The organism is Mycobacterium lehmannii (assembly GCF_001499925.1).
Taxonomy (GTDB): Bacteria; Actinomycetota; Actinomycetes; order Mycobacteriales; family Mycobacteriaceae; genus Mycobacterium; species Mycobacterium lehmannii.
Genome location: NZ_LQIR01000002.1, coordinates 116,400 through 129,779, shown reverse-complemented (window position 1 = coordinate 129,779; position 13,380 = coordinate 116,400). Strand labels below are relative to the sequence as shown.

13 protein-coding genes and 1 pseudogene are annotated in these 13,380 nt (G+C 68.2%); 10 read left to right on the top strand and 4 right to left on the bottom strand.

Going from position 1 to position 13,380, the window contains the following annotated elements; all coding sequences use genetic code 11:
- Positions 1-100: pseudogene (locus AU192_RS25880) on the top strand (cutinase family protein); the annotation flags it as partial.
- Between the two features lie 69 nt (positions 101-169).
- Here the strand turns inward: AU192_RS25880 and AU192_RS03400 are convergent.
- A complete protein-coding gene (locus AU192_RS03400) occupies positions 170-1,186 on the bottom strand; it encodes an EamA family transporter (protein WP_064394318.1) in 1,017 nt (338 codons plus the stop codon).
- Between the two features lie 77 nt (positions 1,187-1,263).
- On the opposite strand from AU192_RS03400, the gene AU192_RS03395 reads away from it, so the two are divergent.
- Positions 1,264-1,830, top strand: coding sequence for a CGNR zinc finger domain-containing protein (locus tag AU192_RS03395; RefSeq protein ID WP_064394317.1), 567 nt, complete (start codon positions 1,264-1,266; stop codon positions 1,828-1,830).
- A 44-nt stretch (positions 1,831-1,874) separates the two neighbouring features.
- Positions 1,875-3,266, top strand: coding sequence for a type VII secretion protein EccB (gene eccB / locus AU192_RS03390; RefSeq protein ID WP_064394316.1), 1,392 nt, complete (start codon positions 1,875-1,877; stop codon positions 3,264-3,266).
- Here eccB and mycP read toward each other — a convergent pair.
- Both mycP and eccD read right to left on the bottom strand, forming a co-directional pair.
- Positions 3,234-4,583: a type VII secretion-associated serine protease mycosin gene (mycP, locus tag AU192_RS03385; RefSeq protein WP_064394315.1), complete on the bottom strand. Its 1,350-nt coding sequence runs from the start codon at positions 4,581-4,583 to the stop codon at positions 3,234-3,236. The two genes, eccB and mycP, sit on opposite strands and share 33 nt — an antisense overlap.
- A complete protein-coding gene (eccD, locus tag AU192_RS03380) occupies positions 4,580-5,932 on the bottom strand; it encodes a type VII secretion integral membrane protein EccD (RefSeq protein WP_082694891.1) in 1,353 nt (450 codons plus the stop codon). The genes mycP and eccD overlap by 4 nt, the downstream gene beginning before the upstream one ends.
- 118 nt (positions 5,933-6,050) lie before the next feature.
- Here eccD and eccCa point away from each other — a divergent pair, with 118 nt between their 5' ends.
- From eccCa to AU192_RS03360, 4 genes are all read left to right on the top strand, one after another.
- Positions 6,051-9,761 (top strand): type VII secretion protein EccCa, encoded by a 3,711-nt coding sequence (gene eccCa, locus AU192_RS03375; RefSeq protein ID WP_064394313.1) that lies wholly within the window; start codon positions 6,051-6,053, stop codon positions 9,759-9,761.
- Complete coding sequence (locus AU192_RS03370) at positions 9,758-10,891, top strand: type VII secretion-associated protein (RefSeq protein ID WP_064394312.1); 1,134 nt, start codon at positions 9,758-9,760, stop codon at positions 10,889-10,891. The genes eccCa and AU192_RS03370 overlap by 4 nt, the downstream gene beginning before the upstream one ends.
- A 66-nt stretch (positions 10,892-10,957) precedes the next feature.
- Positions 10,958-11,281 (top strand): WXG100 family type VII secretion target, encoded by a 324-nt coding sequence (locus AU192_RS03365; protein WP_064394311.1) that lies wholly within the window; start codon positions 10,958-10,960, stop codon positions 11,279-11,281.
- Positions 11,282-11,291: 10 nt separating this feature from the next.
- Entirely contained in the window at positions 11,292-11,588 is a 297-nt protein-coding gene (locus AU192_RS03360) for a WXG100 family type VII secretion target (protein WP_064394310.1), read from the top strand.
- 102 nt (positions 11,589-11,690) lie between these two features.
- Here the strand turns inward: AU192_RS03360 and AU192_RS03355 are convergent, their stop codons facing one another.
- Positions 11,691-11,882 carry an excalibur calcium-binding domain-containing protein gene (locus tag AU192_RS03355; protein WP_064394309.1) on the bottom strand — a complete coding sequence of 64 codons (192 nt, stop codon included), beginning with the start codon at positions 11,880-11,882 and terminating at the stop codon, positions 11,691-11,693.
- 320 nt (positions 11,883-12,202) lie between these two features.
- Between AU192_RS03355 and rplM the strand changes: the two genes are divergently transcribed.
- The 3 genes from rplM (at position 12,203) to AU192_RS25625 (ending at position 13,363) form a co-directional block, all read left to right on the top strand.
- Positions 12,203-12,646 carry a 50S ribosomal protein L13 gene (rplM, locus tag AU192_RS03350; RefSeq protein WP_064394308.1) on the top strand — a complete coding sequence of 148 codons (444 nt, stop codon included), beginning with the start codon at positions 12,203-12,205 and terminating at the stop codon, positions 12,644-12,646.
- Complete coding sequence (rpsI, locus tag AU192_RS03345; RefSeq protein ID WP_082694890.1) at positions 12,643-13,119, top strand: 30S ribosomal protein S9; 477 nt, start codon at positions 12,643-12,645, stop codon at positions 13,117-13,119. Before rplM ends, rpsI begins: the two co-directional genes overlap by 4 nt.
- 85 nt (positions 13,120-13,204) lie before the next feature.
- On the top strand, positions 13,205-13,363 hold the full coding sequence (locus tag AU192_RS25625) for a hypothetical protein (protein WP_165593261.1): 159 nt from the start codon (positions 13,205-13,207) through the stop codon (positions 13,361-13,363).
- Positions 13,364-13,380 lie beyond the last annotated feature (17 nt).

Genomic DNA, 13,380 nt, shown 5'->3' with positions numbered 1-13,380 from the left:
TATGTCCGGAGGGCGCACCATCAGCACGTACGCGGTCAACTATCCCGCGTCATACGACTTCCTGGCCGCCGCCGACGAGTGCGGCGACTGCGGCAACCGCGGCCGCCAGTCGGGCCGTCTCGCGCAGCAAAGTCACGCGGACATACTCACATACCAAGGGGTCTGGGGGCTAACAGTTCGCTCGCACGGACGACTCCCCGAGTGGGCCGTGCGGCCACGTCGCCTCGGCAATCGCTTCGGAACGGTCGCCTGCGCGTGCCAGCGCCAGGCCGGCCAGGACGATGGCGCCTCCGACCGCCTGCGTGGGGGTGATCCCCTCGCCCAGCAGGATCCAGGCCGCCAGCACCGCGAACATCACCTCGGAAAGACCGACCAGCGACGCGAAGCGTGGCCGCAGCCGGGCGATGCCCATGATGCCCAGCGTGTAGGCCACCGCGGTGGCGATGACGCCCAGGGCGATGACCGGCACGATCCACGAGGTGGTGTGTCCGGCGATGACGGTGTCGGCGGCGGTGAACGTCAGCGGCATGATCCCGGTCAGTCCGAGGAGTGTGACCGCGACCGAGCCGACGATCAGCCCCGCCGCGGCCAGTGTGACCGGGCTGATTCCGTCGTTGTCGCCCGGGTAGCCGGCGTTGGCCGACATCAGGAAATATCCGGCGGCGCAGACGGCGGCCGCCAGCCCCCAGCCCACGCCGACAACGTTGATGTGCGCTCCCGAGAACACGTCGAGCACCAGCATGATCCCGGCGATCGCCAGCCCGACACCGGCCAGGGTCAGTGTGGTCGGGCGCCGGCGTGTGGTGGCCCAGACCCAGGCGACGACGATGACTGGCGAGGTGTACTCCAACAGCAGCGCGACGCCGACCGACAGGTGCGCGACGGCGTTGTAGTAGAACAGCTGCGCGCCCGCGATCGGGACGACGCCGTAGGCGAGCACCGTCGTGGGGTGACGCAGCGCTTCGCGAATCCACCCGCGCCTGACGATGCTGGCGAAAAGCGCCATCACCAGCGCGCCGCCTGCAAGCCGGGCGACGACCGCGGCGGTCGGGCTCCAGCCCGCCGTCATCAGCGCCTTCGCGAAGGGTCCCGAAGAGCCGAACGCGACCGCCGAACCGACCGCCAGCATCAGCCCGAGCCGGAAGTGGTCAGCAGCGGGCCGCGCGCCCGATGCCGTCACGGCCATGGTCGACCTCCGAGGGAATGTAAGGAGTAAAATGAACTACGCTCCTGACATTAACGACGAGAGGCGTCATGAGTCAAATGCTTTTCAGTCATGACACCGAGCTCACCCTGCGGGCCGCGTGTGAGCTCATCAACAGCGATCGCGTCGACGGTGAGCGGCTCGGTGACATGGCGGCGTTGAACACCTACCTCGACAGCTTCGGCTGGACGGGCCGCCGTGACCGCGACGCCGAGGAACTCGAGTCGGTGCATCGGCTTCGCGACCGCCTGGGCCGAATCTGGGCGGTCGCCGACGATGAGGAGAGCACCGTGGCTGCGGTCAACGCATTGCTGGCCGACACGAACGCCTCGCCATGGCTGACCCGGCATCCGGAGATGCCGGAGTGGCACCTGCACCTCGCGTCGGTGGACGACCCGCTGTGGCAGCGGATGGGCGCGGAGATGGCGATGGCGCTGGCCGACCTGATCCGCATCGGCGAGCTACGCCGCCTCAAGACGTGCGCGGCGTCGGACTGTGACGCGGTGCTGGTGGACATGTCCCGCAACCGGTCGGGCAAGTTCTGCGACACCGGCAACTGCGGCAACCGCCAACACGTGGCGGCGTACCGGGAGCGGCGAGCCATGGACCACGGTCGAAAGCGGTGACGGTCGGGGCTCCCCGCAAGCCTTAGGCTTTCGGCGGGGGAGTGATGACGGTGCGATCGACCACCAAACTGCAGACCAGCGGACACCGCTTCTTGCTGCGGCGCATGCAGCATGCCCTCGTCCGTGGCGACGTGCAGATGCTCGACGATCCGATGCGCGCGCAAGCACTTTCGTTGTCGGTCGGCTCGGTCCTGGCGGTCATCGGGCTCGGGGTGGCCGCCGTCCTGGCGTTTCTGCAGCCCCGAGGCGGACTCGGTGACGCCCCGATCGTGATGGTGCGCGACACCGGCGCCCTCTACGTGCGGATCGACCACAATCTGCACCCGGTCCCGAACCTCGCGTCGGCCCGGCTGATCACCGCTTCGGCGGCCAAACCCCGGCTCGTCAGCGCGTCGGCCGTCGACCGGGCCTCGAGAGGCGCGTCGCTCGGCATCCCGGGCGCCCCTGACATGATCGGCGCGCCGCTGACGCAGGACGAATCGGGATGGCTTGTGTGCGAGGATGATTCGTCGATGTCGACGGTGTCGGTGGGGGCCGCCGACGAGAAGCGCGTCGCGGCGGACAGCGTCCTGGTGAGCGCGGCGGGGGAAGGCGCGGCGACGACGTATCTGCTCTTTGACGGGCGGCGCGCGAAGGTCGATCTGCGTAATCCGGCCGTGGTGCGTGCGCTCGAACTCGACGGCGTTGCGCCACGGCCGGTCACCCGCACCTTGCTCGACACCCTGCCCGAGGTGCCCGAACTCGCGGCGCCCGCCATCCGCGGCGCCGGAGCGCCCGCGCCGGCGCCGCTGCACGGACTGCGGATCGGCGCCGTGATCCGTGTGCCGCATGCCGACTCGTCGCAGCACTACGTGGTACTGAGGACGGGAGTGCAGCGGATCGGCATGGTGGCGGCCGATCTCATCCGGTTCACCCAGCCGCAGGCCGCACACGAGATCGTCACCGTCGAGCCCGGCGCGGTCGGCACCGTCCCTGTGGTGGACGAGCTACCCGTCGGACAGTTCCCCGAACGTGTCGGTGCCGCAACCGATCCGGTCGTATGCGCGCGGTGGCGGTGGTCAGCGGCCTCCGAATCGGTCGTCACGGAGACCCGCGCGGGCGACGCGATACCCGACAGCGCTGAGCTGCGGCCGGTGCAGCTGGCGCACGCCGATGCCGAAGGGCCCCGAATCGACGCCTTCGCGATGAGCGGGGGCCGCAGCGCGTACGTGCGAGCGGCAGGCGTGACTGGTGACGGTGCACGAAGTGGGACGCTTTTCCTGGTGAACGACGCCGGGGTGGTCTTCGGCATCCGGGATCAAGAGACGGCCGAGCGGCTCGGGCTGACCGGCGATCCGCTGCCGGCACCGTGGCCGCTGCTGGCGCGACTGCCGCGCGGGCCGGAGCTGAGCGTCGAGGCCGCGTCAGTCGCGAGCCGAGGAGTGGGGACGACGTAACCGCTTCACCGACAACGTCATTGCGATGACGCTGACGACCGCCAGGCAGACGACGGTTCCGCGGGTGGCGGTACGCGCCCCGTGTCCGTCCGGTGGTTGCTGTCGCGACAGTGGCACTACCGTCGGGTGGCCGGGATCGGCGGGGGAGGTGGCGCCGCCGGTGACCGCGGCAAGGGTGTCGACGACGCCGTGACCGACGAGCGGATTCCAGCCGCCCGCCGGGTGCCGCGCGGTGTCTTCGATGCGGCGCATGACCTCCCGGGCGGTCAACTGCGGCGAGCGTGACCGCAGCAGCGCGACGATGCCGCTGATGACGGGCGCGGCGTAACTGGTTCCCGCGAGCGGCTTGTCACCGGTCGATGTGGGTAGCGCCGCGACGAACCCGTCGCCATCGCGATCCAGCGACACCACCCGCTCCCCGGGAGCGGTGACGTCGACCCACGGACCCGCCAACGTGAACTCCGAAGGCGCACCACTCGGTCCGATCGATCCGACCGTCAAGACATAGTCGTCGTACCAGGCCGGGCTCACCACCGCTTTGACGTCGTCCCAGTCCGGTCGTCCCGGCCGGGCCGGATTCTGATGCTCACACAGTCCCGGCGCGCCGGCATTGCCCGCGGCGGCCACCACCACGACGTTCTTCACGTCGACCGCATACGCCAATGCGGCGCCCAGAGGTCCGTCGTCCAAAGCCGTGCCCACGGGGACACATGCGACGGTCGAGACGTTGATCACGGTGGCGCCCATGTCCGCCGCGGTGCGCACGGCGCGAGCGAGGGTGTCCACGTCGCCGAAACCGGATGTTCCACTGGCATCTTCGGCGCTGAACTTCGTGCTCGACTGGCGGATGGCGATGATCGTGGCCTCGGGTGCGATACCGCTGAATGCGTCGGCGGTAGCCGAATCCGGTGCGGCGCCGACGATCCCCGCGACGATCGTGCCGTGGCCGTCGCAATCGTCGGTGCCGTCGCCGCTGGACACGTAGTCGCCGCCGGGCACCAGGCGAGGCAACAGTCGGTGGCGCGAGACACCGGTGTCGATCACCGCGACGGTCTGCCCGGCTCCCCTGGTGAGTTGCCATACCGACCGAAGGTCCAGGTCGTGCAGTTGGCCGGCGGCGTCGCCGCCGGGGGCGACCTTCTGTGCGATCGTGCATGGATCCGTCTGCTCGGTGGGTTTCGGCGGTGCCGGCGATTGCGGGTGGGGAAGCAGCGAATCATCGACGCGCGGCGGTGTTATCGCGGCCGCCTTGGGGGTGACGATCAGCGGAGCCGAGGCGAATGCGGCGGCGAGGATGACACGAATGAGGAGTGTCACGTCAGCGCCAGGTTGCGGACGAGGCCGAAGACGCCGGCGATCCAGCAGCCCAGCGGTATCACGGCCGCCAATGCCGCGTACTCGGCCAGCTCGGCAGCGCGGCGCGCCGCCAGGCCGGGTGTGAAGCGCAGGAGGGGGATCAGAAGTGCGGTGCCTGCGACAGCGGCCAGAGCCCCCAACCACTGGGCGTGCTGCCGAAGGGCTACGGCGAGGATCACGAACGCCGCTGTGAGCGCGACGAAGCCGCTCGCTGCCAACGCAGCGCGACGCGCAGTCCCGATATGAATACGGGTGCGCAGTAACAGCGCGGCACCGGCGACACCGTCGAACGCCGCAGCCGGCACGGAGAACTCGCGCGCCTCGGAGGAACCGTAGCCAACGGACACGGCGGCGATGGCCGCGGCGATCGATGCGCCGGCGACCATTGCGGTCAGCAGGTCGTGGGCGCGCGCCGCCTCGCTTTCCTCAACAACGTCGGGAAGGCGATCCATGTCGTCGTCCGGCGGGGCGGGGCCGATGCGGCTGAGCGCAATGGCCAGCCGCGGGGCCAGACTCAGCGTCGCCAGCGCCAGTGCCGCGAGCAACGCGCCCGAAGCCGTCCCACCGAGGCGCCATGCGACCGAGGCCGCCGAGGCCGCGGTGCACAGCAGGGACGTGGTGGTGATCGCTGCGAGCGGCACAAGACCACGACCGTTGAGGCGCAACGAGACCGCCGCGGTGGCCAGCGCCGCCGATGAGGCAAGCAGCAGATGCGCGGCGAGCGGGCCGCCAGGTACCGCGACGGCGCCCGTCACCGCCGCCATCATCACCGCGATCACGCTTAAGGTGGTGCACAGCCACGGTTCCGAGTGCGTACGCCCGGCGACGGCGGCGGTGGTGACCGCGGCGCAGGTCAGTGTGGCGCTGATCAGAACCGGAAGCGTGCGGCCAGCTGGGCCGGCCGACCATAAGAGCGCGGTACCGCCGATCCCCGCGGCGACCACGCTGCCGGCCACGCACAGCATGCGCGGAACACCGCCGGTCGCGGGCTGCCGCCTGGTCACCGTGCGGGTGGCATCGCGGTCGGCGAAGACCGGGTCAAAAACGTCCTCGGCGCTGAGCCACAGCACCTCTCCGTCGCGGACCTGGTTGTCGGGCAACGTGAGTGACTCGTCCAGCGCTGATCCGTCGATTCGGTGTAGCCGCCACCGCCTTTGGGCTCCGGCTTCGCGATGATCGGGCTGAACCAACTCGACGATCGACGGAAGCATGTCGCCCAGGTAGGCCCGGCGGGGAAGCGCCAGATCCACAGTCTGGGCCGTATCCGCCCCATCGAAGTGAATGCTGACTCGGCAGCCTGAACCAGCCATCGCATCCCCCCTACGGTGCCCGTGTGGTCACCGTAACGCCGCCGACGACGGGTCCACGACACTTGTTTGGTCGGCTGTGGATGGAACCGAACGGATCCCGGGCGCGTCCCATCTCTCGATGGAGTCATCCCGGAAAACGCTCGGCGTCGTGGTGAAATCACCACCGGCGCTGCCGAAAGCGACTTCGACCAGTCCCCTCGCGCGCCTGCTCCCGCTGGCCATGCTCGTCGCAGCAGTCGGCATGATGGCCGTGTACTTCACCTCAGGCGCCGGCGCGAACCGCACGCCGATGTTCGCATTCTTTCCGGTGATGATGGTGATGTCGGTGCTCGGCACGATGCTGTACGGAGCCCGCGGCGGGGCGGACCGAGCCGCCGAGATCGACCGCAATCGGCGGAGCTATCTGCGTTATCTCGACGGTATCGACGAGGAGGTCGTGGTCACGGCCGTCGAGCAACGCCGCCAACTGTATTCGCGCCACCCGGCACCCGAGTTATTGTGGGCATCGGCGGGCAGCCGGCGAACGGCGCGACCGGACCCCGACGATGACGACTTCTGCTGCGTCCGGGTCGGTGTCGGTGCGCAGACGTTGTGCACGCCGTTGGTGGAGCCGGATCTCGGTGCGGTCGACGATCGGGATCCAGTGACAGTGTCCGCGGTGCACACGCTGATTCGGCAGCGCTCGGTCGTGCCGCGATCGCCGATCGCGGTCGCGCTCCGGGATCATGGTGTCATCGCGGTGTGCGGCGATGACGAACCCGCGCGCGGGCTGGTGCGTGCGATGGTGTGCCAACTCGCGACACACCACGATCCTCGCCAGGTGGCGATAACGGCGGTCACGGATCTGGAAACGTCACACGAGTGGGATTGGCTCAAATGGCTGCCGCACCACGAGCATTCATCCCGCACCCGGGGCGGTGCTGCCGGTAGGCACCTCGTGGTCGTCGCGGAGAGACGCCGGACCGGCGAGGTCGTGACGGAGACGAGCGGCGTCACGATCCTCGCGATCGGAGCCGACCCGGTTGAATCCGTGGCGTGTCTGCGTGTCGACGGCGAGCACCTGACCGTGCGCATCGGTGACCGCCGTGAGACGGTTTGCGAGCCGGACTCGCTGACCCTGACGCAGGCCACGATGTGTGCACGACAGTTGGCGGCCCACGGGTCCGACGCCGCACCCGCCGGTGGAACGCACCGCATGTCGGCGGTCCATGACTGGCTCGACCTGATGGGCATCGACCAACCGAACCGGCTGACGCCTGAAAACGTGTGGTCCCCAACCCGACATGTGCGGCCGGTACCCATCGGCGTCGCAGACGACGGCACGCCGGTTCTGATCGACATCAACGAGGCCGCCCGCAGCGGCATCGGCCCCCACGGTCTCTGCGTCGGCGCAACGGGATCCGGAAAATCCGAACTACTGCGCACACTGGTGCTGGGCATGATCACGACACACCCGCCAGAGGTGCTCAACTTCATCCTCGTCGACTTCAAGGGCGGAGCGACGTTTCTCGGCTTGGAACGGTCACGACACGTCGCGGCCGTGATCACCAACCTGGCAGGCGAAGCGCACCTCGTGGCCAGGATGAGTGACGCGCTGGCCGGGGAGATCCACCGCAGGCAGGAGTTACTCCGCGCGGCAGGCAATTTCGTCAACATCGCGGACTACGCCAGGGCTCGGTCACGCGGCGCTCGACTGCCGCCGCTGCCCGCGCTGTTCATCGTCGTCGACGAGTTCTCCGAGCTGCTCGCCCAGCATCCCGACTTCGCCGAGTTGTTCGTCGCGATCGGCAGGCTGGGCCGGTCGTTGGGCATCCACCTGCTGTTGGCCAGTCAACGACTCGACGAGGGCAGACTCCGCGGTCTGGACACCCACCTGTCCTATCGCATCTGCCTCAAGACATTCTCCGCCGGTGAGTCCCGGGCCGTACTGGGTGTGCCCGACGCGCACACGCTGCCCGGCAGGCCGGGCGCGGCTCTGCTGAAGACGGCCGCCGGGGACTTGATCCGGTTCCAGACGGCGTTCGTCTCCGGACCCTGTCCTCGACCGAACACCGAAGCCGGGAGCGACATTGCGGCGCCGATGATCTTCACCGCCACACCGCCGACGGACCATGACGAGCATGCCGAACATGCGCCGGCCGTCCTCGACGCGGTGTTGGATCGAGTCGCGGACCGAGGAACCGCCGCACACCGGGTGTGGCTGGAGCCGCTCACCGCGCCTCCGACGCTCGACCTGGTCATGTCGACAGGGGCGAAAGATCCGCTCAGTGTCCCGATGGGTCTGGTGGACATTCCGTTCGAACAACGCCGCGATCTACTCGTCGCGCAGACGGCCGCGGGGAACGTCGCCATCGTCGGCGCTCCTCAATCGGGCAAGTCGACGGCCCTGCAAACGTTGATGCTGGCCCTCGCGGAGGCACACAGCCCCGAAGACATCTCGCTGTACATAATCGATTTCGGGGGTGGGGCGCTCACGCGCCTCGCGGAGCTGCCGCACGTCGGCGCGGTGTCCGGTCGATCCGATACGGACCTGTGCCGACGCACGGTCGCCGTCATCGAATCACTGATCCGGTCGAGGGAAAAGCTCTTCCGGACAATGGGAATCGGGTCGATGACCGAGTATCGCGCCCGTCGCGCTGCGCAGGATCCTGCTGCGGCCGGCGACCCTCACGGCGACGTCTTCCTCGTCGTCGACGGATGGGCTCACCTGCGTCGTGAGCTCGAACACTTGGAGATGCCGATCACCGCGATAGCCGGGCAGGGACTCGCGTTCGGCGTGCACGTGGTGATCACCGCCTCGCGGTGGCCCGAACTGCGGCCCGCGTTGAAGGATCAGATCGCGACGCGCATTGAACTGCGACTCGGCGACCCGGCCGAGTCGGAGATGGACCGCCGCCGCGCCCGGTCGCTGACCAACTGCCCTCCGGGGCGGGGTATCACCGCCGACGGGCGCGAGATGATGATCGCGCTGCCGCGCTTCGACGGTGTGCCCAGCACCGAGGGGCTCGGCGAAGCGTTGGCCGCAACCGTCGAGCGGCACCGACAGCAGTGGCGCGGCCGCTCCGCCCCGCGCATCCAGCTGCTTCCCGCGCTCGTGCGACATCCCGAGTTGGTCGCACACGGCGTGCAACCGCCCGAGACGATGGTCCTCGGTCTCGACGAGCACGAGTTGGCCCCTGTGACTGTCGATTTCGCCGAGCAGATGAACATGCTGGTCCTCGGGGAAGGCGGCTGTGGCAAGACATCTCTGCTACGCGTGGTGTGTCACGAAATCGTCCGGACTCACCGCGTCGACCAGGTGCGCCTCGAGATCGTAGATTTCCGGCGCTCTCTGCTCGGCGTCGTGGAAACCGAGCACCTTGCCGGGTACGCCGCATCGCCGGTTGCGCTGACCGCGAGGATTCCCAAGCTCCTCGGGATGCTCGAGGCGCGCATGCCCGGCGAAGACGTGACACAACAGCAGTTGCGCGACCGATCGTGGTGGTCCGGGCCTGAAATATTCCTCGTCGTCGATGATTACGACCTGGTGGCCGGATCGACTGGCAATCCACTGACCCCGCTTGCCGACTTCCTGCCGCACGCCGCCGACCTCGGCCTGCATGTCATCGTCGCTCGCCGATCGGGAGGTGCCGCGCGGGCGATGTTCGACCCACTTGTCGCCAGGATGCGGGAGATCGGGTGCCTCGGCGTCATGATGAGCGCAAGCGTGGACGACGGTGTGCTGATGGGCTCGGTCCGGCCCTCGTCGATGCCGCCGGGGCGCGCCACGCTGATCACGCGCGGCGAAGGTGAACGTCTGATCCAGGTCGGCTGGGTGGATCCGCCATGAGCCGCACCCTCGTCGAGGTCGGACCGGCTTCGATACACGGAGCCAATCCGCTTGATCGCGAACTGGTCTCGTCGGCGCTGGAAGCCATCGACGACGATCTCGCACTGGTCGGCGAAGCGGCGGTGCCCGCGCGCGAACTCTGGTCCCAGCTGATGGCAGCCGCGGTGGGCGGCGCCGACCATGTTGTCCTCGTATGCCCGACGTGGTGGCCGAACGCACGGATCGATCGCGTACGCGAAGCGACGACGGCGACCAGCGTCGAGGTGATCGGGCGCACCGCGGTGCTCCAGCGGCAGATTCGCGCAACCGTCATCGAGATCGCTGCGGAGCTGGTGGTTGTCACCCGTCTCGCCGCCACCGCCGTCGTCATCGCCAATGTCGACGACGAAGTGGCGAACAGAGTGGTCGCAGCGGTCGGATGCGCGGGGCCGGTGCTGATCGACGCCCCGGCTGGCCTCGGACCGCTGCCCGACGTGATCGCTGAAGAGTTGCGCGGCAACGGTATTGAGGTCCGCTTCGCCCACGAAGACGCAGTTCGTCGACCAGAAGCCGAACCTCCCGCGCCCGATGCCGTCACCGCCGACAGTGAGCCGCACCAGCCACGACGAGCGACGGTGCTGACCATAGTCGTCGCATCGACGATAGCGATATGCGGCGGACTCGTCCTGAGTGGTGACGGCGACCGGGAACAGCACGTCGCACCAACCCTGCTGGTGGAGGGCCGAGTTCAGGTGACGGTGCCCGCGGCGTGGTCGGTGCAGCACATCACGTCCGGCCCGGGCTCGGCTCGCGCACAGATCACCTCGCCGTCAGACGCCGACGTCGCGCTTCACCTCACCCAGTCGGTGGACCCGCCGCACGCGGACCTCGCCCAGACTGCGGCCGCGTTGCGAAGCGCCCTGGCAGGTGAGCCCGACGACGTCTTCGTCGACTTCAACCCAGCTGGCGCGCCGGCCGGACGAGCAGGCGTCACCTACCGGGAACTGCGCGCCGACCATCACGTCGCATGGACCGTTCTGGTCGATGACGGTGTCCGCATCGCCATCGGCTGCCAGAGCGCACCGGGTCGCGAGTCCACGGTCCGCGAGGTCTGCGACCAGGCGATCAGATCCGCCCACGCGATTTCCTGAATCCAGTGGAACCGGACCGACACCCGGTGCGTCGTACCAGTCAGAAACCTGAAGGAGAGGATCCCCATGACGACACCGCAAGGCGGTTCGCTCACCACCGATTTCGACCTGATGGCCGCGGTTGCCGGCCAGACCGACGCGCGCAACGAGGAGATCCGCGCGATGCTGCAGTCGTTCATCGGGCGGATGAGCGCCGTGCCACCGTCGGTCTGGGGCGGCGTCGCGGCGGCCCGCTTCCGCGACGTCGTCGACCGATGGAATGCCGAGTCGCTGAAGCTACATGCCTCGCTACAGAGGATCGCCGAGACCATCCGGCTCAACCAGCAGACCCTTCGGGAAGCCAACGAGAGTCATTCGCACCGCATCGACGCGGTGGCCAACAACCTGTAGAGGAGCCGTGATGGACCACGTGTTGTCGTACAACTTCGACGAGATCGAATACACCGTCAGGCAGGAGATCCACGCCACATCTGCCCGGCTGAACGGCGCCCTCGAGGAGCTGCGTGCGCACATCGCGCCGCTTCAGCAGGTGTGGACCCGCCAGGCGGCCGAGGCGTACCGACTCGAACAGGCCCGGTGGGAACAAGCGGCAGGCGCGCTGAACGAGATTCTGTTCAGCCTCGGCAACGCGGTTCGCGACGGCGCCGACGACGTTGCCGCCACCGACCGCAGTGCCGCAGGAGCGTGGGGCGCCTGACTGAAAGAGACTCGTGCGGTCCGACTGGAGGGGAGCCAGGCGACCGCACGGTGAGCGCCACCGTGGTCGAGGAGAGCGGCCACGGTGGCGCAACACCGTCGACTACTCGCAGGCGATGCCGTCGCCGTCGCGGTCCAGGTGCTCGGCGTAGCCGTCCTGACCCTGCAGGATCGGTGTCACGCCGGCCTCGCGCGCAGCGGAGCAGTTCTTGTAGTACGTGTCCGCGGACGCGGTGGCGGCGCCTGCGGCGGTTGCCGCGACCACGAATGCGGCAACGATCAAGCCACGAATCATTTTCACTCCATTGAGATCTTGTGTTTCCGGATGCGAGACAGCCGGTTTGCTGTAACCCCCGCGACGACGCTAAGGGCCAGGAAACGAAAATGAATCAGGGGTTTCCCTATGTTTCGTCACGGCTTTGGGTCCCAACCTCGGAGTTCGGGCCGATGCACCGTTTTGACCTGCGGCGAAGCGCCCGGGTAAGCTGCCTCGTTGGCGTGCGGTAAGCACGGGTCCTCGGGTCAACGTCGGTCGCCGAGATCAACCCCACCGGATGCGCCTGACCGGCCCCCGGGCCACCGGGACAGGAAACCCGATAGAGGAGAGGTAGCGCTGTGCCTACGTACACGCCGAAGGCGGGTGACACCACACGTTCGTGGTACGTCATCGACGCCACCGACGTGGTGCTCGGCCGGCTCGCCGTTGCAGCAGCCAATCTGCTGCGCGGCAAGCACAAGCCGACATACACGCCGAATGTCGATGGTGGCGATTTCGTCATCATCATCAACGCCGAGAAGATCGCCATCGCCGGTAACAAGGCGGACCGCACGTTTTTCTACCGCCACTCGGGTTACCCCGGCGGTCTGCGCAAGCGCTCGCTCGGTGAGGAGATGGAAAAGCACGCCGACCGCGTCGTCGAGCGGGCGATCCTCGGCATGATCCCCCACACCAAGCTGGGCCGTCAGGTGAAGAAGAAGCTGCGCGTCTATGTCGGGCCGGAGCATCCGCACACCGCCCAGCAGCCCATTCCGTACGAGATCAAGCAGGTGGCGCAGTGACTCAGCCAGTTGAGACGACCGATGAAAGCACTGATGCCGTGACCGAGGCCGCCGCTGAGGCGACGCCCCGCGAGCCCGTCTTCATCGACCGCCCCATCCAGACCGTCGGCCGTCGCAAAGAAGCCGTCGTCCGGGTTCGCCTGGTTCCGGGGACAGGCCAGTTCAACCTCGACGGCCGCAGCCTCGAGGACTACTTTCCGAACAAGGTCCACCAGCAGCTCATCAAGGCTCCGCTGGTCACCGTCGATCGGCTGGAGAGCTTCGACATCTACGCCCACCTCGACGGTGGCGGCCCCTCCGGTCAGGCAGGCGCGTTGCGTCTGGCGATCGCCAGGGCCCTGATTCTGGTGCAGCCCGAGGACCGGCCGGCACTGAAAAAGGCCGGCTTCCTGACCCGCGACCCGCGCGCCATCGAGCGCAAGAAGTACGGCCTGAAGAAGGCCCGTAAGGCGCCCCAGTACAGCAAGCGCTGATCGATTCGCAGAAACCGCCGGATGTGCGCCGCACACCGGCGGTTTTTGTATTCAGACCACCGACACCGAGGGCACCGAGAAGACGGTGTGTACGAACAACCTCGGCACCGTCACGATCCAGCAGAACGGCCCCAGCCACTCGGAGAACGCGCCGGGCCAGGCCGAGCAGCAGGAGGCAACCCCGACGTCCGAGGCACCGACGACCTCGCCGACGGCCCCGGCCGCTGAGAACAGCGGCAGCTAAGAGCGCACCGTCACCGC

Excerpts from the sequence above, each read along its gene's own strand:
- AU192_RS03400 (WP_064394318.1), bottom strand. The coding sequence starts at position 1,186 with ATGGCCGTGACGGCATCGGGCGCGCGGCCCGCTGCTGACCACTTCCGG.
- AU192_RS03395 (WP_064394317.1), top strand. The coding sequence starts at position 1,264 with ATGCTTTTCAGTCATGACACCGAGCTCACCCTGCGGGCCGCGTGTGAG.
- eccB (WP_064394316.1), top strand. The coding sequence starts at position 1,875 with ATGACGGTGCGATCGACCACCAAACTGCAGACCAGCGGACACCGCTTC.
- eccD (WP_082694891.1), bottom strand. The coding sequence starts at position 5,932 with ATGGCTGGTTCAGGCTGCCGAGTCAGCATTCACTTCGATGGGGCGGAT.
- eccCa (WP_064394313.1), top strand. The coding sequence starts at position 6,051 with ATGGAGTCATCCCGGAAAACGCTCGGCGTCGTGGTGAAATCACCACCG.
- AU192_RS03370 (WP_064394312.1), top strand. The coding sequence starts at position 9,758 with ATGAGCCGCACCCTCGTCGAGGTCGGACCGGCTTCGATACACGGAGCC.
- AU192_RS03365 (WP_064394311.1), top strand. The coding sequence starts at position 10,958 with ATGACGACACCGCAAGGCGGTTCGCTCACCACCGATTTCGACCTGATG.
- AU192_RS03360 (WP_064394310.1), top strand. The coding sequence starts at position 11,292 with ATGGACCACGTGTTGTCGTACAACTTCGACGAGATCGAATACACCGTC.
- AU192_RS03355 (WP_064394309.1), bottom strand. The coding sequence starts at position 11,882 with ATGATTCGTGGCTTGATCGTTGCCGCATTCGTGGTCGCGGCAACCGCC.